The sequence below is a fragment of the Enterococcus silesiacus genome (genome assembly GCF_001886225.1).
In the GTDB taxonomy this organism is placed as follows: Bacteria; Bacillota; Bacilli; order Lactobacillales; family Enterococcaceae; genus Enterococcus_L; species Enterococcus_L silesiacus.
In genome coordinates this window covers 23,054-44,501 of record NZ_JXLC01000020.1, presented here as the reverse complement: position 1 = coordinate 44,501, position 21,448 = coordinate 23,054, and the positions used below count along the sequence as shown (strand labels likewise).

Below are 21,448 nucleotides of genomic sequence, written 5' to 3'. Positions count from 1 at the left end.
AATATGATAGATTACTTAATTAATAACAACGGTGGCATTCTTTTTGCAGTTTTAGGAATGGCAATGGCAACGATTTTTGCAGGAATTGGTTCGGCTAAAGGCGTTGGTTTTACTGGTGAAGCGGCAGCAGCGTTGACAACAGAGCAACCAGAAAAATTTGGGCAGGCCTTGATTTTACAACTCTTGCCAGGTACGCAAGGATTATATGGGTTTGTTATTGCTTTCTTGATTTTTATTAATTTAAACAATGATATGACAATGGTTCAAGGCTTAGACTATTTTGTAGCATCATTGCCGATTGCCTTTGCCGGCTTATTTTCTGGGATTGCGCAAGGCCGTGTTGCTGCAGCAGGTATTCAAATTTTAGCGAAGAAACCTGAGCATGCAACAAAAGGGATCATTTACGCGGCCATGGTTGAAACATATGCCATTCTTGGGTTTGTTATCTCATTCTTACTTGTACTAAATGTGAAGTAACAGGAGGAAAAACATGGATGCAATCGAAAAGATCGTCGAGCAAATTCTAGAAAAAGGTCAAACCGAAGTGTCAGAATTGAAAGCAACAGAAATGAAGCGGATCGACCGAGAATATCAAGAACAAGAAGAAGCTTTGAGCTTACAAGAAAGTAAAATAATCGAAAAAAATGAAGAACAAACCAAAAAAGCATTTAAGCAAAAACAAAACCGACAACAGTTGGAAATCAAACAAGCAACATTGAATCAAAAACAAGGTTACTTGGAGCAACTATTTACAGAATCAGTCGAGCGAATGAATCAGTGGTCAGAAAGTGAATTTCAAACATTTGCTGAACAAATTTTGGCTCAAATGCCGATTGAAGGTGAATGTTTAGTACAATTAGGTGCGTTCTCAAAAGGAAAGCTGTCAGATGAATGGTTACTAGCGCATTCTACGGATCAATTGACTTTGAGATTAGAAAGCGAAGTAATTCCGGCTGTTGGTGGATTTATCATTGCCAAAGATGGGATCGAATATAACTTTTTATTTGCTACTCTTGTTCAGGAAATCAAGAAAATCGACAGTTTTAAAATAGCAGAACGGTTGTTTCAATAGTACCCCTTGGTTTCAAATGCTCAAGAACAAGAGCTCCATGGATTATTTTGAAGCACTAGCTACTTGGTGAATATCTCGAAAAAAGGTGAATTTTTGAATGAGGCAAAGAGCGTTTCAGTCATAATTTCCTGTTTTCAGTTTTAAGTTTAGGAGGATCATGATGAAAGAGACTGCATATAATCAAATCAATCCTTTGATTCGTCTTAAAGAAACAGAATTATTGAGTAATGCTCAATATGAACAATTATTGAATGCCAAAAATACAGAAGAACTAAAGGATGTTTTAAGAAATACTGTGTATGGCGCATACATGGCGGCTGACTTTGCTGAAAGATTTGAATATATTTATTCAAAAGAGAAGGGCAAATTATATGAATGGCTGTACGAAATGGCGCCAGAACCAGAGGTTATAACAATCTATACTTCCAGAATCACGTTTCATAATTTAAAAGTTTTGACCAAAGCTGAACTAACGGGAAAAGAGTTGGATTACCTGTTTATCGATGATGGACGTTATTCTATTGAGACCTTAAAAAGTGCAATCCGCACACGTCTATCTACAGAATTACCAGAAGCTTTGATGACCGCCATTCTTGAAGTATTGGATTATTTTCAAGAATCGTCTACGTTACAGGCAATCGATATTATTTACGATCGAAATTTTTTAACGTTTCAACGTCAATTAGCAGAAAAAATAGGTGATCAAGACATCCTTGCGGAAGTTACAGCTTTTATTGATTTGACGAATATTTCTACAATGGCTAGAGGGATCATTCAAGGGCAGCATGAAAATTTCTTATCGACCGTTTTATCTAGCTCAGGCAATATTCCAAAAGAGCGTTTTTTAGAATTTACAGAACAAACGTTAAGTGCGTTCACAGAATTCGTTTTAGGGACGCGTTATGGCGACTTGTTAGCGCCGATTGTTTCTGTTGAAACAAAAGAATTAGATTTGGTTGCATTTGAAAAAGTTAAAGACAATTATTTGACAAGTTTGTATGATAGAGCAAAGATCATGGCGTTTGGTCCGTTGCCACTGCTGGCTTTTTTAAATGCTAAGGAAGTGGAATGGAAAAATCTACGGTTGATTTTAGTTAGTAAACGAAGTAACTTTCCAATCGAAGTCATTAGAGAAAGGATGCGTGTAACAGATGGTGCATAAAATCGGTGTAATCGGTGATAGAGATTCTGTAATGCCCTTTAAACTTTTTGGCTTTGAGGTTGTTTATGCAGTTTCATCAAATCAGGTTAGGGAGACGATCGAATCAATGGCGAAGAATAATTTTGGTGTGATCTTTGTGACAGAAGATGCTTCTGAATTAGCAGCTGAAACGATTCAACGCTATAAAAGTGAGGTCACGCCGGCAATCATACTGATTCCAAGTCACAATGGAACCAAAGGCATTGGCTTGAAGGAAATTCAGGATAATGTTGAAAGAGCTGTTGGTCAGAATATTTTGTAGAAGGTTGGAGCGTTTTGTTCAACCATATGTGTCCCGGTTTTGCAAGCCAGCTTCTTCAACAAATAGATAAAATGCTTCAATGATAAAAAACATCATTAAATCATTTTCCTAATTTGCTCGAAAGCTAAACGGCTTGCTCAGCTTTACTTTTGATCTAGCTTTACAGGCTAGCCTTTCGGGAAAAAGATAAAATATGAAAGAGGCAAAGAGCACCTCAGTCATATTTTCCTATTTTCCTGTCAAGGCTGAATGAGCCTGCTCAGCTTTACTGAATAGGAGGAATGATTTTGCAAACTGGTAGAATTGTTAAAGTATCCGGACCTTTAGTCATGGCGGAGAATATGTCTGATGCAAGTATTCAGGATATTTGTCATGTAGGAGATTTGGGTGTTATTGGAGAAATTATTGAGATGCGGGGAGATGTCGCATCTATTCAAGTATATGAAGAAACTACAGGAATTGGGCCTGGTGAACCAGTTGTAACAACTGGTGAAGCTTTGTCAGTTGAACTAGCGCCAGGCTTGATTTCGGAAATGTTTGACGGGATTCAACGTCCGTTGGATACCTTTGCAGAAGTAACTAAAAGTAACTTTTTAAGTAGAGGTGTGCAAATTCCAGCGTTAGACAGAAGCAAAAAATGGTTATTTGAACCAACAGTTTCTATAGGAGACGAGGTTACTACAGGAGATATTATTGGATTTGTTCAAGAAACAAAAGTAATTCCGCATAAAATCATGGTTCCATTTGGGATCAGTGGAATCGTAAAAGAAGTCAGACAAGGTGAGTTTACGATCGAAGAAACTGTCTATGTTATTGAAACTGTGGCTGGTGAACAAGAATTTACAATGATGCAAAAATGGCCAGTTCGTCGCAGTCGTCCAATCTTAGAAAAGCTAAATCCAGATGTACCACTTCTTACAGGTCAACGGGTCATCGACACCTTTTTTCCAGTAACTAAAGGAGGAGCAGCCGCTGTCCCAGGTCCATTTGGTGCAGGGAAAACAGTTGTTCAACATCAAATTGCGAAATGGGCGGATGTTGATTTAGTTGTCTATGTTGGCTGTGGTGAACGTGGTAACGAAATGACGGATGTATTGAACGAATTTCCTGAGTTGATCGATCCAAGTACAGGCGAGTCTGTAATGGAGCGAACTGTCTTGATTGCAAACACATCTAATATGCCAGTAGCGGCTCGTGAAGCGTCCATTTACACAGGAATCACTATTGCCGAATACTTCCGTGATATGGGCTATTCTGTGGCGATCATGGCAGATTCGACTTCACGTTGGGCTGAAGCCTTACGTGAAATGAGCGGACGCCTAGAAGAAATGCCTGGTGATGAGGGCTATCCTGCGTATTTAGGTAGCCGTTTAGCTGAATATTATGAACGGGCTGGACAAGTTGTTGCCTTAGGTCAGGATCATCGTGAAGGAAGCATTACCGCAATTAGTGCTGTTTCTCCTTCTGGCGGGGACATTTCTGAGCCTGTTACTCAAAATACGTTGCGTGTAGTAAAAGTTTTTTGGGGGTTGGATGCTACTCTAGCACAAAAACGGCATTTTCCATCGATCAATTGGTTACAAAGCTATTCTTTATATGACTCAGAAGTCGGTAAATATTTGGATCAGCAGTTACAGGTAGGTTGGTCTGAAATGGTTCAAGAAGGTATGCGCATTTTACAAGAAGAATCCCAGTTAGATGAAATTGTTCGTTTAGTCGGGATCGATTCATTGTCGGATAAAGATCGTTTGACTTTAGAAGTTGCAAAATCGATTCGTGAAGATTATTTACAGCAAAATGCTTTTGATGAGGTGGATACATTTACTTCAAGAGAAAAACAATATAAAATGTTGCATTTGATTTTAACTTTCTACAAAGAAGGGCAAACGGCTTTGACTTTAGGTGCTTACTTATCAGAGATCATGACTGGAACAGTTAGTATAAGAGATCAAATTGCCAGAAGTAAATACTTACCAGAAGAAAATATTGATCAATTAGATGGACTAGTAGATGACATTAAGCAAAGATTGAAACAAATTGTTGCAGATGGAGGGATGACGAATGATTAAAGAATATCGTACGATTAATGAAGTTGTTGGTCCCTTGATGATTGTTGAAAAAGTCGAAGGCGTAAAATATGAAGAATTGATTGAGGTACGGATGCAAAACGGCGAAATCCGACGTGGACAAGTGCTTGAGATCAATGGTGACAAAGCGATGGTTCAGATTTTTGAAGGAACCAGCGGTATCAATCTTCGTGATTCAAAAGTTCGTTTTTTAGGTCATCCTCTAGAATTAGGTGTTTCAGAAGATATGGTAGGTCGAATTTTTGACGGATTAGGTCGTCCCAAAGATAATGGACCTGAAATTTTACCTGAAAAAATGCTTGATATCAATGGTGAAGTCATCAATCCTGTCGCCAGAGATTACCCGGATGAGTTTATTCAAACAGGAATTTCAGCAATTGATCATTTAAATACGCTAGTTCGTGGGCAAAAATTACCAGTATTTTCAGGTTCAGGTTTACCACATAAAGAACTCGCAGCGCAAATTGCTCGTCAAGCAAATGTCCTAAATAGCGATGAAGAGTTTGCGGTTGTCTTTGCGGCAATCGGAATCACCTTTGAAGAAGCTGAATTTTTCATGGAAGACTTTCGCCAAACAGGAGCCATCGATCGCTCGGTGATGTTTATGAATCTAGCCAATGATCCTGCCATCGAACGAATCGCTACACCAAGAATGGCACTAACCGCAGCGGAATATTTAGCCTATGAAAAAGGGATGCATGTTCTTGTGATCATGACTGACATGACTAATTACTGTGAAGCATTACGAGAGATCTCTGCTGCTCGTCGCGAAGTGCCAGGTCGACGTGGCTATCCAGGCTATCTTTACACCAATTTAGCAACACTTTATGAACGTGCAGGCCGTATTCGCGGCTTAAAAGGGTCTGTAACTCAGATTCCGATTCTAACGATGCCAGAAGATGATAAGACGCATCCAATTCCTGATTTAACTGGCTATATTACTGAAGGGCAAATCATTTTATCTAGAGACTTATATAAGAGTGGCATCCAGCCGCCGATCGATGTGTTGCCTTCATTATCCCGCTTAAAAGATAAAGGAACTGGGGAAGGGAAGACTCGGATCGATCATGCTCCGACCATGAATCAGCTGTTTGCAGCCTATGCTCAAGGAAAACAAGCCAAAGAGTTAGCTGTTGTACTTGGAGAGTCTGCCTTGTCTGATGTTGATAAAATCTATGCAAAATTTGCGGATCGATTCGAAAAAGAATACGTAAATCAAGGGTTTTATACGAATCGCTCGATCGATGAAACGTTGGATCTGGGCTGGGAGTTATTGTCAATGTTGCCAAGAACCGAATTAAAACGAATCAAAGACGATATGTTGGACGAATATTTGACTGAAGGAGAGTGATCAAAAGTGGCTCGGTTAAATGTGAATCCTACAAGAATGGAACTCTCTCGCTTAAAAAAACAACTTGGCACAGCAAGTCGAGGGCACAAACTATTAAAAGATAAACAAGATGAATTGATGCGCCGTTTTATTTTACTCGTCAAAAAAAATAACCAGCTACGGATCGATGTAGAGCATGAATTGACAACAGCCTTGTCTAATTTTGTATTAGCTAATGCAACACTGAACGAAGCCTTTATCGAAGAATTGGTAGCTGTACCAGCTGATGATATCACGCTGGATGTGATTGAAAAAAATATTATGAGCGTGACCGTACCAATCATGAACTTTCACTATAATGAGGCGGTGACAGAAGCGCCATTGAATTACGGTTATCTAAACTCAAATGCAGAGCTGGATGGCGTTTTTGATAAAATTTCAACTATTTTGCCGAAATTATTGGAACTGGCTGAAGTGGAGAAGACTTGTCAGTTGATGTCGAAAGAAATCGAGAAGACACGGCGACGTGTAAATGCCTTAGAATACATGACGATTCCTCAATTAGAAGAAACAATTTATTATATTCAAATGAAGTTGGAAGAAAATGAGCGTAGTGAGATCACCCGCTTGATTAAAATCAAAAATATGGGCAGCAATGCCTGATAAAAAAATAAAGCTACGATAATGGAATGATCCATATCGTAGCTTTATTTTTTTGGATAGTCGTTACTTTGAACGCTCCACAATTGATCTGTAACTGAAGCAATAAATGGAATACCAGCGTCCGTTTGTCCATTGGTAAAGACGGTTAAAATAAAAGGCTGTTCCGTTTCCAAAATGCCGATATCATGTAGAAAACCTGCATATGAACCAATCTTGTGTGCAACTTTACCTGAAGTTGTTGGTGTATCCATTCGTTCATGAAAGACTGTATTTTTCATGTAGTCATAAATTGTTTGATACTCTGGATTAGTTGCTTTCTCTTTATAGAGGATCTTGAGGATTTTGGCTGCATCTTCAGAAGTAAATTTGGCATCGTCCCACTCTGTTTCTTTTTGCAAGAAATGAGCATAGAGCGCTTTTTTCGCTTCAACATCTCCGCCAAATGTATCATACAACATATTTTTAGCAATATTGTCAGAATAAGTGATGCTGTATTCTTGCAATGTTCTTAGTGAATACTTTGGCTGAATGTCATTAATGATAATTCCAGTGCCATCTTCATAGTCTTCTTTTTCGTTAAAAATAAGCTGATCATCCCATTTTAAACTACCAGACTGTACTTTGTCAGCAATCATCATAGCTAAGGGAACCTTGATTGTACTGGCGCTGTAAAATTCTGTCGTGCCATTGACTGAAATTTGTTTGCCTGTTGCTAAATCTACGTATGTCATCCCGACGTCTCCATTAAAACTCTTAGCACCATTGGTCATCGTTTGCTCGACTTTATGGTAAAAAGCTGTCATTTCAGGAGATTCTTGTTCAGGAGCCTTTGTATTCTCAACGACAGAGGCAGCCGTTTTTTTAACTGGAATACGAATTTTTTCACTCGATTCTGTTTCATTTGCGTAGTCTACTGTATGAGGTGAAAAAAAGAACGACACAATCAAAAAGAAACAAATAGAGAAAATCATCCCATATAGAGTCATTTTCTTTTTTTCCAAACAACTTTCGTTCCTTTCAAAAATAGGTTATTACAATCATAACAAAAATTAATAGTACAATTCAACTAAAAATACGAACACAACTATTTAATCATTTTTCCGATGGATTTGCAAGGTCAGAAAAAACACAGGTTCCGATTTAAGGTAGATGGACTAAAGTGATGCTTGTTCATAAACACTGGGCTTAAGTGTAATCCAAGCGATACTTAAAGAATGATCAATCAACAAATCGAAATTGTTCAGCAAACAGAGAATAATCGAGAGCAATCTCCAGAAAAAGATAGGGGAGAGCAAAAGCAAGGTGGTTCGAGAGGTGACAGCAGCGTGTTACACTCATAAGTGCACTATGTTGCGCCCCTGAACTGATCATAGCTGATGAGCCGACAGGAAATTTAGATGAAAATACCTCAAAAGAAATTGTTCAACTTTTTCAGAAGGTAGCGCATGAACAGTAAAAATGTATTTTTGTTGTGACTCATGAGCAAGAAGTAGCCAATGTATGCGATAAAGTCTATGAATTAAAAAAATGGTTGATGTGATCAAATAAAACCTAAGAAAAGGCTAAGATGTCCCTCTGCGAGTTTTATCTTAGCCTCTTTTTGGCGTTGGTTACAATTATCAAATTAGTTGTTCTGCTTTAATTGTTGTTTTAACTGTTCTGTATCTTTGATTAACGCCGAGCCAATGGTAGTATCTTTGACTTTTAAGCGTTTTATTTGTCGATCCACAATTTGACGTGTAGAAATAATATCATCATTTTTTTCGATTGCAGTGTTCTTATCGGAAAAAGGTTTATGTGCTGCTAACTGCATACCAAAAGAATTGTACAAAAGCGTGTAACCACCGATTCCAGTTACTTTTTGATAAGCGCGTGAAAAACCGCCATCAATGACGATCATCTTACCGTCCGCTTTAATTGGTGATTCTCCTTTGATCAGTTTTACAGGTGTGTGCCCATTGATAATATGAGCATCCACTTCACTAAGACCAAATGCATTTAGGATCTGTTTACAGATACTAGCGCTATTTCTTAACGCATAATAAGCATTTTTTTCCTCTACATGAGTGCCACTTTCATTGATAAAGTAACGTTCAAAGGTTTTCATTGCTTTTTTTCCGAAAAGAGAAGAGCTTTCGCCACACCAAAGATACCAGACGATGTCCGTTGAAAAATCTTCAGTTTGCCAGGGCTTAGCAAAGGCTTGTTTAATAGTTGTTTCAAAGAAATCAAGTAATTTTTTACCTGCATAAGTATTCCCATTAAAGGATATAGACTGAAAAGAACCATCCATATTAAGAGGAATGCAGCCGTGAATCAATAAATTATGATTATAAGACAGATAAAGAGAGCCTTTTTGTATTAGAAAAGCCATGTGTTGGTTCAATTTTTCCGAATGCTGAAATTGAGCCAACAAATCAGTGATGATTGAATCTTCCTCAGGTGATAATCGATAAGGATCATGCCAATCAATGGTTTGAAAACAGGTGTTGACCAATTTGTAGGGCTGATCGTTGATCACAAGCTGATTCTCATAAATTTTATCTAACAATAAACGATGATCCATTTGAAAGTCAGGTCGACGCTTGATGAGTTGACCTTCAAGCTTTTCTTGAATGATGGCCATAGCTTGCTGAATCTTCATAGCATCTGTTATTTCTGTTTGCGTAAGCTTTCTATAAGGATTTTTCTTAGGTAAAAATTGCTGGTTATCATGATATATATTACGGCTATATGCTTTCAGTAGACTTAAATCAATTCCATAAGCATCTTCTAAAAGGTCAAGATTTCCATAACGAGCACAAATCCGCAAGACATTAGCTAAGCAAGCTTTCGATCCACTAACAGCACCTAACCATATGATGTCGTGATTTCCCCATTGGATATCGAGGGAGTGATAGTTGATCAAGGAATCCATTATTTTATCAGGATGTGGTCCTCGATCGTATATATCCCCAATTACATGTAGATGATCGATCACAAAGCGTTGGATTAAGTAAGCAAGATCCTCTATAAAACGTTCTGCCTCACCAAGTTCAATAATTACGTTGATTATTTGGTGGTAATAGGCTTTTTTATCGGTTGTTTCATCATATTGATAAATCAATTCTTCTAGAATATAGGAGTAAGTTTTAGGCAGTGCCTTACGAACTTTAGAGCGAGTGTACTTACTTGATGAGAAGCGTACAATGATCAATAAATGTTCGATTGTTTCAAACCACCAATTTTGAGTTAACGATTGCTGTTTTTTTAACGAATGGAGCTTTTCTTCAGGATAATAAATTAAAAAACAAAGTTCGTTCATCTGTTGTGCAGAAAGCTCTTGGTTGAATAAGGTATAGACCTTGTCGCGAATGCTACCTGAACCGTTTCTTAAAATATGGTTGAACGCATCAAATTCTCCGTGGAGATCGCTGATAAAATGTTCAGTCCCTTTAGGTAAATTTAAAATCGCTTCTAAATTTATGATTTCGGCAATCAGCTCATTGGATTGAAAGTTACTCATCTAAAGAACCCCTTACTGTTTGTTTTGAACTAAGTCTTCGATGATCGTTGAGGTTTCTTCAATAGATTTTTTATCTACATTGATGACAAGTGCATTATATTTTTCAAACACACTATTAGCATAAACTAATTCTTCTTGAATACGGTCTGCATTTGTATAAGCGGAATCTTCTTTCAATCCCAAAGAATGTAAGCGAGATTTACGAATATCCATTAAACTGTCAATGCTAGCTGTTAGGCCAATGATTTTTTTAGGATCGATTTGATCTAATTCAGCAGGTAAAGAGACCTCTGGAATTAAAGGCAGATTAGCAACCTTATGATTTCTATTGGCCATATACATGCTCAAAGGTGTTTTTGATGTGCGGGAGACTCCTAATAATACATAATCGGCCTCTAGGAAGCCTTTTGAATCTTTTCCATCATCATATCTAACCGCGAATTCAATAGCAGAAACGCGACTAAAGTATTGTTCATTCAATTTATGGATCGCACCAGGCTCCTGTAAGGGCTGAACGCCAAATGTTCCCTCAATGATGTCGCTTAAAGGACTCATATAATCGACATACTGTAAGCTAGTTCGGTTGGCGAAATCTTTGACCATGGCAACCAGTTTTTTATTTACCAATGTTGTCACAACGATCGCCTTGTCATGTAAAGCATCTCTTAAAATAGGTTGAAGTAATTCTTCATCTGTAATAAAAGGGAAGCGTTGAATATCGCTCATATCGATACTTGGGTATTGAGCTGAAACGGCTGAAATGATTTTTTGGGCTGTTTCCCCAACTGAATCTGATACTAAATAAATTTTGATTTTGTCTGTTTGCATGAAGATACTCTCCTTTTTCCGTGGTTACTCGTCACAGAATCAATTTTGTTGTACTATGCTAGCCAATCGTTTTAAGGATCTAATTGTCTAGTAATTTTCTTTTTCAATATCATTACCAGCATTGATAAAATAAGCCATCAGACGAGTTTTTGTTACTTTACCGATCACTTTTTTCGGTTGATCGACTTCAACAACGGGTAATGTGTCGATGCTATGTTGTAACAATAATCCGCCAGCTTCCAAAATTGTTCGATCGCTAGTGATTGTGACAATGTTTGGCATACGACTCATAATCATAGCAACCGGCGTTTTCTCAGTATTTGGGTTACTAATAGCTGCCCGTAACAGATCCTTACGAGATAAGACACCATTTAATTCATCATGATCATTTTTTACATATAAAGAACCAACATCGTACATAAACAAATTGGTTACAGCATCATAAACTGTCGTACTTTGATGAATAAGGATGGGCGGCAGCATGATATCTTTGACCGTTTTTTTATACAGTTTTTCATAGAGCAAAGGTTCAATCGTTTGACCTGTATAAAAGTAGCCAACTTTTGGTCTTGCATCAAGTAAACCAGTCATCGTCAAAATAGCTAAATCACTTCGCAAGGTTGCGCGGCTTAAACCAAGTATTTTTGCGATACTCTCACCGCTGATCGGCTCATTTTCCTTGACGATTTTGATGATTTCTAATTGTCTTGAGGTAAGTTTCATTTTATCAACCTACTTTCTAAATGTGACACACTAATAATTATATATTTCTTATAAAAATAAAGCAACAATAAAAATAAGATACACTAATTCTTGTTGACAACCAATGTGATACACAATATAATCGTAATTGAGTTAATGTGATACACTATTCGAAAGAGAAGGAGAGTTTGCTCGTGAAATATGTGATTGATTTTTCAAAAGGAAGTAAAGAACAGAAAGATTTACTAGGTGGAAAAGGGGCAAATTTGGCTGAAATGACAAAATTGAAGCTACCTGTACCTACTGGATTTACGATTACAACAGAGGCGTGTTTAGACTATTTGGAAAAGAAAGATGAGATTTCTGCTGAACTTGACACAGAGATTCGACAACATATTGAAAGTATGGAACGTAGAACAAAAAAACGCTTTGGTGCTACTTCTGATCCACTTTTAGTTTCAGTTAGAAGCGGCTCGAAATTTTCAATGCCTGGAATGATGGATACAATTTTAAATTTAGGTTTAAATGACGAAACTGTTATTGGTTTAATTCAAAAAACGGACGACGCTCGGTTTGCATATGATTGTTATAGAAGACTGCTGCAAATGTTTGGTGACGTCGTTTGTGGCATTGATAAGAACCGCTTTGAAGAACAGTTGGATTTTTATAAATCAAAGAAAAAATATTGTTCAGATATTGAAATGCAGGCGGAAGATTGGCAAGAATTGGTAGCGGTTTATAAAGACATTTTTCTAGAAGTGACTCATCGACCGTTTCCTCAAGACCCTTATGAACAGTTAACCTTAGCGGTGGAAGCTGTCTTTCATTCATGGAATAATCGTAGAGCGATTACCTACCGTCGGTTACATGACATTCCAGATTCATTAGGCACGGCAGTCAATATCCAAGAAATGGTTTTCGGAAACTTTGGCACGGCTAGCGGAACTGGTGTAGCCTTTACAAGAAATCCGGCAACAGGTGAGAAGGGGATCTTCGGTGAATTCTTATTGAATGCTCAGGGAGAAGATGTCGTCGCAGGCATTCGGACGCCTCAACCAATCAGTGAGCTTAAGTTATTACTACCACAGGTTTATCAGGAGTTTTTGACACTGAGTTCTCTGCTGGAAAGCCATTATCGAGACATGCAGGATATTGAATTTACAATAGAAAATGGCAAACTATATCTTTTGCAAACTAGGGATGGCAAACGAACAGCAAAATCTGCTTTTAAAGTGTGCATCCAATTGGTTGAAGAAGGAATTATTTCAAAGAAAGAAGCCATTCAACGGATCAATCCAACAATGGTGACACAATTGCTACATCCGGTTTTCGAACCCGACCACTTAAAAAATGCTCAAGTTTTTGCCACAGGGTTACCGGCGAGTCCAGGTGCCGCCAACGGAAATATCTATTTTACGGCTGAACGAGCAAAAAAAGCGAGCGAACAGGGAGAAAAGGTTATTTTGATTCGTCAAGAAACCTCGCCAGAAGACATTGAAGGTATGGTAGTAAGCGAAGCGATTGTCACATCTAGAGGTGGGATGACCTCTCATGCGGCTGTTGTTGCCAGAGGAATGGGCGTTTGTTGTGTTGCGGGTTGTGAAGAAATTTATGTGGATGAATTTTTGGAGCAGGCAACAGCGGGCAATGTTACGTTACACCAGGGGGAAACAATTTCTGTAGACGGGACAACGGGAACCATTTATAGAGGAAGTATTCCTTATGTTGAAGGGGATGAATGGCAACTACTGGAAACAATCACAGACTGGGCTAAAGAAGAAGCCAGCATTGGTGTTAAAGCGAACGCTGAAACGCCTGCAGATATTAAAACTGCACTGAAACTAGGTGCACAAGGAATTGGCTTAGCTAGAACCGAGCATATGTTTTTCGGTGAGGAGAGAATAGTTGAAATGCGCAAAATGATTCTTGCCCAACATGAGGAAGCCTTAATGATTCCTTTGAATAAATTAAAAGAGTTTCAAAAAGAAGATTTTCGAACGATGTTTACTTTATTAAAGGGAAAGCCTTGTACTATTCGTTTGCTAGATCCGCCGCTGCATGAGTTTTTACCGCAAACAGAAGAAGAAATCACTCATCTTGCAAAGGAAACACAGCGAACTCCTGCTGAGATCAAGTATCGTATTGAAGAGCTACATGAGCAAAACCCCATGCTTGGGCATCGTGGCTGCCGACTAGCCGTTACAACACCACAAATTTACGAAATGCAGGTAGCGGCTATAATTGAAAGTGCGATAGAAGTTGCTCAAAAAGATACTGCTAATACGAATGTTCCCGAAATCATGATTCCTTTGATTGGGAGTCAAGAAGAGATGCAGTGGTTAAGAGAACGCTTAGTACAGTCAATTCAAAAAGTTTTTGATAACACTGGCCAAGAAATCCCATACAAAATAGGAACAATGCTGGAAATTCCTAGAGCTTGTTTGACTGCTGAAAAAATCGCAGAAGTTGCCGACTTTTTTAGTTTTGGAACAAACGATTTAACGCAGTTGACGTATGGTTTTTCACGAGATGATTCTGGAAAATTTATTGGAGCTTATCAGGACAAAAAATTATTAAAAGAAGATCCATTTCAGCATATTGATGAGGAAGGGGTCGGTACTTTGATGAAAATTGCTGTGGATCAAATAAGAAATTTCGATCCGTCGATCAAAATTGGCGTATGCGGTGAAGTTGGAGGCGATCCACAGTCTATTCGTTTCTTGAAAAAAATCGGTGTAGATTACATCTCATGCTCGCCATATCGCATTCCAGCGGCAATTTTAACAATTGCTCAAGAGGGATAAACAAGTGATAGACTAATGCAGGCCTTTGTAAGGCACTGTGTTAGTCTATCTTTTTCTTAGTAGTCTGTTTTTCGTTTCATAAATGGTATAATCTATGACAGAAGGATTTTAAGAAAGAAGTGAACTAAATGAATAAGCGCTGGAAATGGCTTGTTTGGATAGGTGCTGTCTGTATACTGTCTTTGTTGTTCAGCAATTGGTTTTTCAATAAAGGAAACGAACTAGTGATAGAACCAGTGTCAGGAAAAAAACAAAACCAGCAGATCAGTACCGAATCAGGTGTGAAGGACACGATCGATCAGCAGATCAAAGATAGTCACTTTCAAGGAGACGCATTGTTGATTCATGCAGATCAGATTTTTTATCATCACAGTTATGGTTATGCCGATGAGAAAAACAAGCGGCTAAATAAAGTAAATGGCATTTTTCCAATTGCCTCTTTACAAAAAATGATCACGAGTGCGATTATTTTTGAACTAATTAAAGAAAAGAAACTGACATCAGACACAACGTTAGATATTTTTTATCCAGATATCAAATTTAGCAAGACAATTACAATCCAAGAATTGCTTAACCATAGTTCTGGTATCTTGATGGCCGAAGAAGAGCCAGACCAGCTTTTGACAAATCAGGAAAGCCAGCTAGATAATGTCTTAAAGACTGTAGCGGTTGTAGCAAATAAGGACTTTAATTATACGAATAGTAATTATACGCTACTAGCAGGGATTATCTCGAAGCTAACAGGTCAACCTTACGAAGAAGTTATTAAAGAAAGAGTGATCAATAAGTTAGCATTGACCAACACTTATTTTTGGGATGATTTACCTAAAGGTGAAACAATTCCAAAGCCATATTTTTATATAGGTGAAGACTATCAAGCAGATCCGTTTCCAGCAAGTGAAAAGCTGTTTTCCAGTTTGTTAGGCGCTGGGAATATGTATATGTCGACTGAGGATTTCTGGCTGTTTATTAAAAGCTTAGCTGATGGAAAGCTGTTTGAGCAAGCGGAGTATGAGCAACTTGCAGATGTGAAAAAGGGAGGGTATCAGGCAGGAATGGTTTATTTTGATGAGTTGAAATACTCAGAAGGCACTTTAGGCGGATATGATACTGTCATTTATGGTGGGCAAGATAATCAAAATTTAGTGATTCTTTTTGCGAATCAACCGACTAATGACGGGATGCAGGCGTTGAGTGAGAGACTATATGATCAATTACTAAAAATCTGAGTGACTGTTTGTGAAACTGATGAAAAATAGATAGGAAGTTTTTCATTTTTATGCTATTATTTTTAATAAATCAATTGAAGAAGGTGAAGAGATGCCACTATTATTTGGAACTGCAGAATTTAACGAACAAGAGCATTTAACGATCGGTGGTTGCGATACGGTGCAATTAGCTGAAAAATATGGAACACCATTATTTGTTTATGATGTTGCTCATATTCGAGAGCGTGCCAGAGGATTTAAACAAACGTTCAACTCTTTAGGAGTAAAAAATAAGGTGATCTATGCGAGCAAAGCATTCTGCTGTTTAGCGATGTATAAGCTTTTAGAAGAAGAAGAGTTAGGCTGTGACGTGGTTTCAGCAGGAGAAATTTATACAGCAATCAAAGGTGGTATGTCACCTGAGAATATCGAATTTCATGGAAACAATAAAACCAAAGAAGAATTGGCCTATGCTGTCGAGCAAGGTGTAGGCACGATTATTATCGATAATTTTTATGAGATCGAGTTATTAAGTGCTGTTTTAAAAGAAAAAGGCAAAAAGCAAAATGTCATGTTTCGAATTACACCAGGAGTAGACGCTGAAACCCATGAGTATATTTTAACTGGACAAGTAGATTCTAAATTTGGCTTTGATGTAAATAGTGGGCAAGCGACACAAGCGTTAGAAAAGCTTTTGGCTAATGAGCACTTTGTTTTAAAAGGAGCACATTGTCATATTGGGTCACAAATTTTTTCTGCCGAAGGTTTTTTAGCGGCTGTTGAGAAGATGCTGTTGATTTTAAACGAGTGGAAACAAACAATGGGGTATACAGTGGATATTTTAAATATGGGCGGTGGCTTTGGCGTACAATATACCGAAGCGGATGATCCGCTAGAACCTGAAGCCTTTGTCAAGGCAATCGTAAATGGTGTAAAAGGTCAATGTGAATTGCTTGATTATGCATTTCCGGAAATTTGGATAGAACCTGGCCGCAGTATTATTGCTGAAGCCGGAACGACGATTTATACGGTAGGCTCACAAAAGGTGATTCCAGAAGTTCGTCACTACGTTTCGGTAGATGGTGGTATGGGAGATAATATTCGTCCAGCTTTATATGATGCAGTATATGATGGCTTTTTAGCTAATCGGATTAGCTCGGAATTGCCAGAAGAGCTGAGAATTGTGGGTAAATATTGCGAATCTGGAGATGTTTTGATCAAAAATATCGAGTTACCCCCTATGGAAGCAGGAGATTTATTGGCTATTACAAGTACAGGTGCATATGGTTATTCAATGGCTAATAACTATAATCGAAACCCTAAACCCGCTGTTGTTTTTGTAGAAAATGGGCAAGATAAGCTAGCAATCCGCCGTGAGACCTATGAAGATTTGATTTCATTGGATTGTGACTAGTAACAAAGTGCAGTAACTACTTTTTTATGTATTTAAAATTTGAGTGTGAGTTGAAACTATTTTTTAGTTTTACTCATGCTCTTTTACTTTCAAAAATTGATTGTTTGAGTCCAGCCATACTTTTTTCCCTAAATAGGAGTATACTTGAATTAGGACTTAAATCTTAGAGGTGAGGTGTTGTTTTTGAAGTGGCTGGTAGTAGTGTTGGTTATTTTAGTTATTGTACTGATTGCTGTTTCAGTTTATGCAGCAAATTTTTTCTTGAATGTAGCACTTTTTAGAAACAATAAATGGTATGACCAAACAGGTCATAAAATGATGAATCCTGATAATTTTAATAAAGGAAAATCTCAATATGATCTTGTTGAAGAAGAACAAAATAAACTGGGGGCTGCTTTTTGGCAGGAGTCGTTTGCTCAAGATCATTGGCTAAAGATTGGAGGAGAAAAGCTTTATAGTCGTTTGATCATCCCACATCCTGAAAGTAAAAAATGGGTAATCTGTGTTCACGGTTATCGTTCATTTGGTCAGCGTGATATGGCTTTCGTAGCCACTAAGTTTTCTGAGCAACAGTATAATATGTTGATCCCTGACCTAAGAGCCCATGGTCAAAGTACTGGGAATATTATTGGCATGGGCTGGCTAGATCGTTTGGATTTATTACAATGGATCGATGAAGTCCTAGCAATTGAACCACAAGCTGAAATTGTTTTGTTTGGTGGCTCAATGGGAGCTGCGACAGTGATGATGGTAAGTGGCGAAACATTGCCTAAGAATGTGAAGGGATTGATTGTTGATTGTGGTTACTCCTCTGTTTACAGTGAGTTTGGTGCAATGCTACGTTCGGCTTTCAAATTACCAGGATTTCCCATCTTGACTATTGCTAATCGTTGGGCCAAAAAGAAAGTTGGTTATTCTCTTAAAGAAGCTTCTTCAGTCGCTCAATTAGCCAAAAATGAACTACCTACGTTGTTTATACATGGTACAGGTGATAAATTTGTTCCCCATCAAATGCTTTATGAAAACATGGAGGCAACCAATGGGGTGAAGGAAAGTTTGATCATTGAAAAGGCACCTCACTTATCTTCGTTTATCTATGAACCAGCGCATTATTTTGAGACAGTTTTTGAATTCATTGCTCGTTATTGTTAAGAAAGGAGAACTACTATGGACGCAAAAAATAAGCAACAAAAGCTAAGCTTAGGTATTTTATTGATCTTGATTGCTGCAGTACTAAGTAGTTTAGGCCAATTGGCATGGAAATTTGGTGCAGATGGGACCGGTAGTTATGCAATTATTTTATATGCAGTGGGTTTTATAGCGGCAGGGGCTGGGATGTTTTTTATGATGGCAGCCTTTCGCTATGGAGAAGTTTCTATTTTGCAGCCGATGATGAGTTTAGGTTTTGCATTGTCGATTGTTTTAGGAGCGTTATTTTTAAATGAGAATATTACCTGGTATAAGCTATTAGGCACAGGATTTATTATCGCAGGATCAATTCTTTTAGGGATCGAAGGAAATGAGGAAACCGTATGATCAACTATGCAGCAATTTTGACGATTCTAGTCATTACGACGTTTTCTGGAAGTGCAGGAGCATTGGCATTAAAAAAAGGGATGAATGATCTTCCACGATTAAGTCTGAAGCTTGTTCTGACAAATGGTTGGATTTATTTAGGTTCGTTTTTATATATTTTAAGTGCAATAACCAACATTGTTTTATTAAAATTTTTAGACTATTCTATCGCATTTCCAATGACTTCTTTAACATATGTTTGGACAGTGATTATTTCATATTTTATCTTTAAAGAAAAGTTGAGCATTAGAAAAGTTTTGGCAGTCATCTTGATCATCGTCGGTGTATTTATTATTAGTCAGTAAAATATTTGGCGAGTTTAATTAGTCTTAAAAAGTCTGACAACAACACGTGCTTGTTAGTGGTAATGAACTAATTCTAGTTGTATGATAGAGGCATAACTACCAGGAGGGATTACGATGTCTGACAAATCAAAAAAGCTCGATAAAATCAAATTGATACAGGCTGTAACAACGATTATTACCGGAATCATTATGCTAAATGCAGTACTGAAAGCAAAGAAAAATAAGTAAAGTCAATGAAGCATTATTGTAAGTGTTCTTGTATGAATACTTACAATAATGCTTTTTTTGCGTAGACAAGAAAGTTGGGTGATTTTTGAACGTTGGCATTGAAGATAATCTTATATAATAAACAAAAAGCGTAACTATGAGGGAGGCGATAGTATGAATAAAACTGTGAAATGCGTGTTCTTTTTGGTCCTGATGCTCGTACTTTTATCAGGATGTGTCATTGTACGAATGTGAGGAGGGAAGGATATGAAAAGAAGTATACTGTTATTGCTTTTTTGCTTATTTATGTTGACAGGTTGTAAAATAGAATACAATAGTCCCCAAAGTGCCAGAGATGATAACTATGGTGTAGGTGCTAGTAGTAGCTATAGTAGTGCTAGTAGCGGTGATGATAAAACCAGCGGTACACGACTTTCAAAAACGGGGACTGGTGATGAAGTGATCACGAATTTAGCGTTTAAAAAAGGTCCAGTGATTATTGCACTCACACATGCAGGAAATGACGCCTTTATAGTTAAACTTCTGGATAGCGATGGCAAGACGGTAGCAACTTTAGTGGATAAAGTAGGAAGCTATTCTGGAAAAGTTGTTGCCCAAATTCCTAAAGACGCAGATAACTATCTCATAGCAATTAAAACAGATGGAACCTGGTGCGTAGAATCAGCGAAAGCAGATAAAAATGGTGAATGACAAGTATCAAAGACATCTGATTTTTTTGAAATACTTACATTGTTTGGTTTAAAAAAGTGTTTGCTTTAAGTGAACACTTTTTTTTCTTAAGAACTAGCTGTTATTTTAATTTTAATAAATGGAATTTACTTACTATTTAATGTTGTGTATAATTAACTTTAAGCGAATAGTAATATTTTAGGTGCAGTATAGGTGAAGATAGTAGTTTTTTGATCTGCATAGGGATGAAAAACAGGTATTGAAGACATCCACAAAAGAAAAAGCCCCCTAACCGTCATAATTGAAACAGTTAGGAGACCTATTCGATTTTGTTGATATGAATGATAACTCAGAGGTAGAATCGTTCTTGCAGTAGTTTTATCTGATACCTAAAGCAATTCGAGCATACCGTGACATTTTATCAGTCGTCCAAGCTGGATACCAGACAAGTTTCACTTCTGGATTTTTTACTTCAGGAATTTCTTTTAAGGCTTCATGGATTTGCTCAGTTAAAACATCAGCTAATGGGCAGCCCATTGTTGTTAGGGTCATTTTGATGACGGTGTCACCATTTTGTGCAAATTCAACTTCATAGATTAATCCTAGATTTACGATATCTATGCCAAGTTCAGGATCAATCACAGTTTCTAGAGCAGTTAAAATTTGTTCCTTGATATCTTCAATCTCTTCAGCAGACCATTCTTGATTTGTTTCAGTCATTGTATCCACTCCTTTACAGTTCGTTCTTTCCATATGATACCTTTTTTTAAATACTTTGTAAATGAGAATCTTTTTCAATGAAGCTGTGTTGAAAACAGAAAAAAACGATGTTCAATGGTCAAACTAAAACTGCAGAGTAAAGAGCATCAGCTCGTTTTCAGTAGCATTCAGAATATTATGTGGGGTAAAAGCTTCTAAAAAAATCGCATCACCTTCTTGTAAGACAAGTATTTCGTCTTTTAGCTCAATCGTTGCTTCACCTTTTAAAACGTAATTAATTTCACAAAGATTATGAGCAATTTTTCGCCCGCTAGATGAAGATTGAGCATCGATATAAATTTTAGAAATCACCATATTATTTGTATGTACAGGTAAATTAAACAGCGTATCATAGTAGGTAGAGTTTGTCTGCCAAGGATTATAAACCGTTCCTGAAGAGTTACGAATTACTTTATAACCATTTTCTGTGGTTTCATCATCTTGTATCACTTGTGGTGCTTCATTAGCTAATAAGTACGCTACGGTGACGCCAAGTGAGTCAGCGATTTTTCTTAGTGCCTCAAGTGAAGGGCGGTTAGTACCACGTTCGATTTGTGATAGGAAACTAGCAGAATAGCCAGTTTTTTCTCCAAGTTCAGTTAAAGTGATTTTCTTTTCTTTCCTTAAGGTCTTGATTTTTCTAAATTCCATTTGCAGCCGTCCTTTGTTTAGAGTCCTTTTTTCATTCATATTATCTCGAATTCGTTACAAAATTACAAGCACTTGAATTTTTATGAAGAAAAACACATCAAAATCTCATTAATATGTTGACATTTCCATAGAGTAAACTTAAAATTGTAACTAATAATTCAAAAAAATATAATAATTTAATTCAA

At 37.4% G+C, this 21,448-nt stretch carries 20 protein-coding genes and 1 pseudogene; 15 read left to right on the top strand and 6 right to left on the bottom strand.

What is annotated here, in order from left to right; translation table 11 throughout:
- The first annotated feature begins 3 nt into the window (after positions 1-3).
- The 7 genes from RV15_RS13135 to RV15_RS13105 all read left to right on the top strand — a co-directional run bounded on the left by RV15_RS13135 (position 4) and on the right by RV15_RS13105 (position 6,615).
- Entirely contained in the window at positions 4-477 is a 474-nt protein-coding gene (locus RV15_RS13135) for a V-type ATP synthase subunit K (protein WP_071878480.1), read from the top strand.
- A 13-nt stretch (positions 478-490) separates the two neighbouring features.
- Complete coding sequence (locus RV15_RS13130; RefSeq protein ID WP_071878479.1) at positions 491-1,072, top strand: V-type ATP synthase subunit E family protein; 582 nt, start codon at positions 491-493, stop codon at positions 1,070-1,072.
- 160 nt (positions 1,073-1,232) lie between these two features.
- Complete coding sequence (locus RV15_RS13125) at positions 1,233-2,234, top strand: V-type ATPase subunit (protein ID WP_071878478.1); 1,002 nt, start codon at positions 1,233-1,235, stop codon at positions 2,232-2,234.
- Positions 2,224-2,535, top strand: a complete 312-nt coding sequence (locus tag RV15_RS13120; protein ID WP_071878477.1) for a V-type ATP synthase subunit F — start codon at positions 2,224-2,226, stop codon at positions 2,533-2,535. Before RV15_RS13125 ends, RV15_RS13120 begins: the two co-directional genes overlap by 11 nt.
- A gap of 287 nt (positions 2,536-2,822) precedes the next feature.
- Positions 2,823-4,604, top strand: coding sequence for a V-type ATP synthase subunit A (locus RV15_RS13115; RefSeq protein WP_071878476.1), 1,782 nt, complete (start codon positions 2,823-2,825; stop codon positions 4,602-4,604).
- A complete protein-coding gene (locus RV15_RS13110) occupies positions 4,597-5,973 on the top strand; it encodes a V-type ATP synthase subunit B (RefSeq protein WP_025869136.1) in 1,377 nt (458 codons plus the stop codon). The genes RV15_RS13115 and RV15_RS13110 overlap by 8 nt, the downstream gene beginning before the upstream one ends.
- Positions 5,974-5,979: 6 nt before the next feature.
- Entirely contained in the window at positions 5,980-6,615 is a 636-nt protein-coding gene (locus tag RV15_RS13105; RefSeq protein WP_071878475.1) for a V-type ATP synthase subunit D, read from the top strand.
- A gap of 44 nt (positions 6,616-6,659) precedes the next feature.
- Here the strand turns inward: RV15_RS13105 and RV15_RS13100 are convergent, their stop codons facing one another.
- On the bottom strand, positions 6,660-7,616 hold the full coding sequence (locus RV15_RS13100; protein WP_167364105.1) for a serine hydrolase: 957 nt from the start codon (positions 7,614-7,616) through the stop codon (positions 6,660-6,662).
- A gap of 317 nt (positions 7,617-7,933) precedes the next feature.
- Between RV15_RS13100 and RV15_RS18985 the strand changes: the two are divergent.
- A pseudogene (locus RV15_RS18985) lies at positions 7,934-8,155 on the top strand (ABC transporter ATP-binding protein); the annotation flags it as partial.
- Positions 8,156-8,239: 84 nt separating this feature from the next.
- Here RV15_RS18985 and RV15_RS13090 read toward each other — a convergent pair.
- The 3 genes from RV15_RS13090 to ccpN all read right to left on the bottom strand — a co-directional run bounded on the left by RV15_RS13090 (position 8,240) and on the right by ccpN (position 11,671).
- Complete coding sequence (locus RV15_RS13090) at positions 8,240-10,120, bottom strand: fructose-1,6-bisphosphatase (protein ID WP_071878474.1); 1,881 nt, start codon at positions 10,118-10,120, stop codon at positions 8,240-8,242.
- Between the two features lie 12 nt (positions 10,121-10,132).
- A complete protein-coding gene (locus tag RV15_RS13085) occupies positions 10,133-10,948 on the bottom strand; it encodes a pyruvate, water dikinase regulatory protein (protein ID WP_071878473.1) in 816 nt (271 codons plus the stop codon).
- An 87-nt stretch (positions 10,949-11,035) separates the two neighbouring features.
- Complete coding sequence (ccpN, locus tag RV15_RS13080; protein ID WP_071878472.1) at positions 11,036-11,671, bottom strand: transcriptional regulator CcpN; 636 nt, start codon at positions 11,669-11,671, stop codon at positions 11,036-11,038.
- Between the two features lie 173 nt (positions 11,672-11,844).
- Between ccpN and ppdK the strand changes: the two genes are divergently transcribed.
- The 7 genes from ppdK to RV15_RS13045 all read left to right on the top strand — a co-directional run bounded on the left by ppdK (position 11,845) and on the right by RV15_RS13045 (position 19,874).
- Positions 11,845-14,454 (top strand): pyruvate, phosphate dikinase, encoded by a 2,610-nt coding sequence (gene ppdK, locus RV15_RS13075; RefSeq protein ID WP_083429182.1) that lies wholly within the window; start codon positions 11,845-11,847, stop codon positions 14,452-14,454.
- Positions 14,455-14,582: 128 nt separating this feature from the next.
- Positions 14,583-15,683: a serine hydrolase domain-containing protein gene (locus RV15_RS13070; RefSeq protein ID WP_071878470.1), complete on the top strand. Its 1,101-nt coding sequence runs from the start codon at positions 14,583-14,585 to the stop codon at positions 15,681-15,683.
- 91 nt (positions 15,684-15,774) lie between these two features.
- Entirely contained in the window at positions 15,775-17,076 is a 1,302-nt protein-coding gene (lysA, locus tag RV15_RS13065; RefSeq protein ID WP_071878469.1) for a diaminopimelate decarboxylase, read from the top strand.
- A gap of 183 nt (positions 17,077-17,259) precedes the next feature.
- Entirely contained in the window at positions 17,260-18,228 is a 969-nt protein-coding gene (locus RV15_RS13060) for an alpha/beta hydrolase (RefSeq protein ID WP_071878508.1), read from the top strand.
- Positions 18,229-18,243: 15 nt separating this feature from the next.
- The gene (locus RV15_RS13055; protein ID WP_071878468.1) at positions 18,244-18,612 is read left to right on the top strand and encodes an EamA family transporter; all 369 of its coding nucleotides are present in this window, start codon (positions 18,244-18,246) and stop codon (positions 18,610-18,612) included.
- Positions 18,609-18,956, top strand: coding sequence for an EamA family transporter (locus RV15_RS13050; RefSeq protein WP_071878467.1), 348 nt, complete (start codon positions 18,609-18,611; stop codon positions 18,954-18,956). Before RV15_RS13055 ends, RV15_RS13050 begins: the two co-directional genes overlap by 4 nt.
- Positions 18,957-19,430: 474 nt before the next feature.
- Complete coding sequence (locus RV15_RS13045; protein WP_071878466.1) at positions 19,431-19,874, top strand: hypothetical protein; 444 nt, start codon at positions 19,431-19,433, stop codon at positions 19,872-19,874.
- 357 nt (positions 19,875-20,231) lie between these two features.
- Here the strand turns inward: RV15_RS13045 and RV15_RS13040 are convergent, their stop codons facing one another.
- Positions 20,232-20,573 (bottom strand): metal-sulfur cluster assembly factor, encoded by a 342-nt coding sequence (locus RV15_RS13040; protein WP_069644547.1) that lies wholly within the window; start codon positions 20,571-20,573, stop codon positions 20,232-20,234.
- A gap of 123 nt (positions 20,574-20,696) precedes the next feature.
- Positions 20,697-21,263 (bottom strand): helix-turn-helix domain-containing protein, encoded by a 567-nt coding sequence (locus RV15_RS13035; protein ID WP_071878465.1) that lies wholly within the window; start codon positions 21,261-21,263, stop codon positions 20,697-20,699.
- Positions 21,264-21,448: the final 185 nt, after the last annotated feature.

What these genes read in the sequence shown, in the direction of transcription:
- lysA (WP_071878469.1), top strand. Translation starts at nt 15,775, where the DNA reads ATGCCACTATTATTTGGAACTGCAGAATTTAACGAACAAGAGCATTTA.
- RV15_RS13040 (WP_069644547.1), bottom strand. Translation starts at nt 20,573, where the DNA reads ATGACTGAAACAAATCAAGAATGGTCTGCTGAAGAGATTGAAGATATC.
- RV15_RS13125 (WP_071878478.1), top strand. Translation starts at nt 1,233, where the DNA reads ATGAAAGAGACTGCATATAATCAAATCAATCCTTTGATTCGTCTTAAA.
- RV15_RS13035 (WP_071878465.1), bottom strand. Translation starts at nt 21,263, where the DNA reads ATGGAATTTAGAAAAATCAAGACCTTAAGGAAAGAAAAGAAAATCACT.
- RV15_RS13050 (WP_071878467.1), top strand. Translation starts at nt 18,609, where the DNA reads ATGATCAACTATGCAGCAATTTTGACGATTCTAGTCATTACGACGTTT.
- RV15_RS13055 (WP_071878468.1), top strand. Translation starts at nt 18,244, where the DNA reads ATGGACGCAAAAAATAAGCAACAAAAGCTAAGCTTAGGTATTTTATTG.
- RV15_RS13085 (WP_071878473.1), bottom strand. Translation starts at nt 10,948, where the DNA reads ATGCAAACAGACAAAATCAAAATTTATTTAGTATCAGATTCAGTTGGG.
- RV15_RS13045 (WP_071878466.1), top strand. Translation starts at nt 19,431, where the DNA reads ATGAAAAGAAGTATACTGTTATTGCTTTTTTGCTTATTTATGTTGACA.
- RV15_RS13090 (WP_071878474.1), bottom strand. Translation starts at nt 10,120, where the DNA reads ATGAGTAACTTTCAATCCAATGAGCTGATTGCCGAAATCATAAATTTA.
- ccpN (WP_071878472.1), bottom strand. Translation starts at nt 11,671, where the DNA reads ATGAAACTTACCTCAAGACAATTAGAAATCATCAAAATCGTCAAGGAA.
- RV15_RS13070 (WP_071878470.1), top strand. Translation starts at nt 14,583, where the DNA reads ATGAATAAGCGCTGGAAATGGCTTGTTTGGATAGGTGCTGTCTGTATA.
- RV15_RS13120 (WP_071878477.1), top strand. Translation starts at nt 2,224, where the DNA reads ATGGTGCATAAAATCGGTGTAATCGGTGATAGAGATTCTGTAATGCCC.
- RV15_RS13135 (WP_071878480.1), top strand. Translation starts at nt 4, where the DNA reads ATGATAGATTACTTAATTAATAACAACGGTGGCATTCTTTTTGCAGTT.
- RV15_RS13130 (WP_071878479.1), top strand. Translation starts at nt 491, where the DNA reads ATGGATGCAATCGAAAAGATCGTCGAGCAAATTCTAGAAAAAGGTCAA.
- RV15_RS13110 (WP_025869136.1), top strand. Translation starts at nt 4,597, where the DNA reads ATGATTAAAGAATATCGTACGATTAATGAAGTTGTTGGTCCCTTGATG.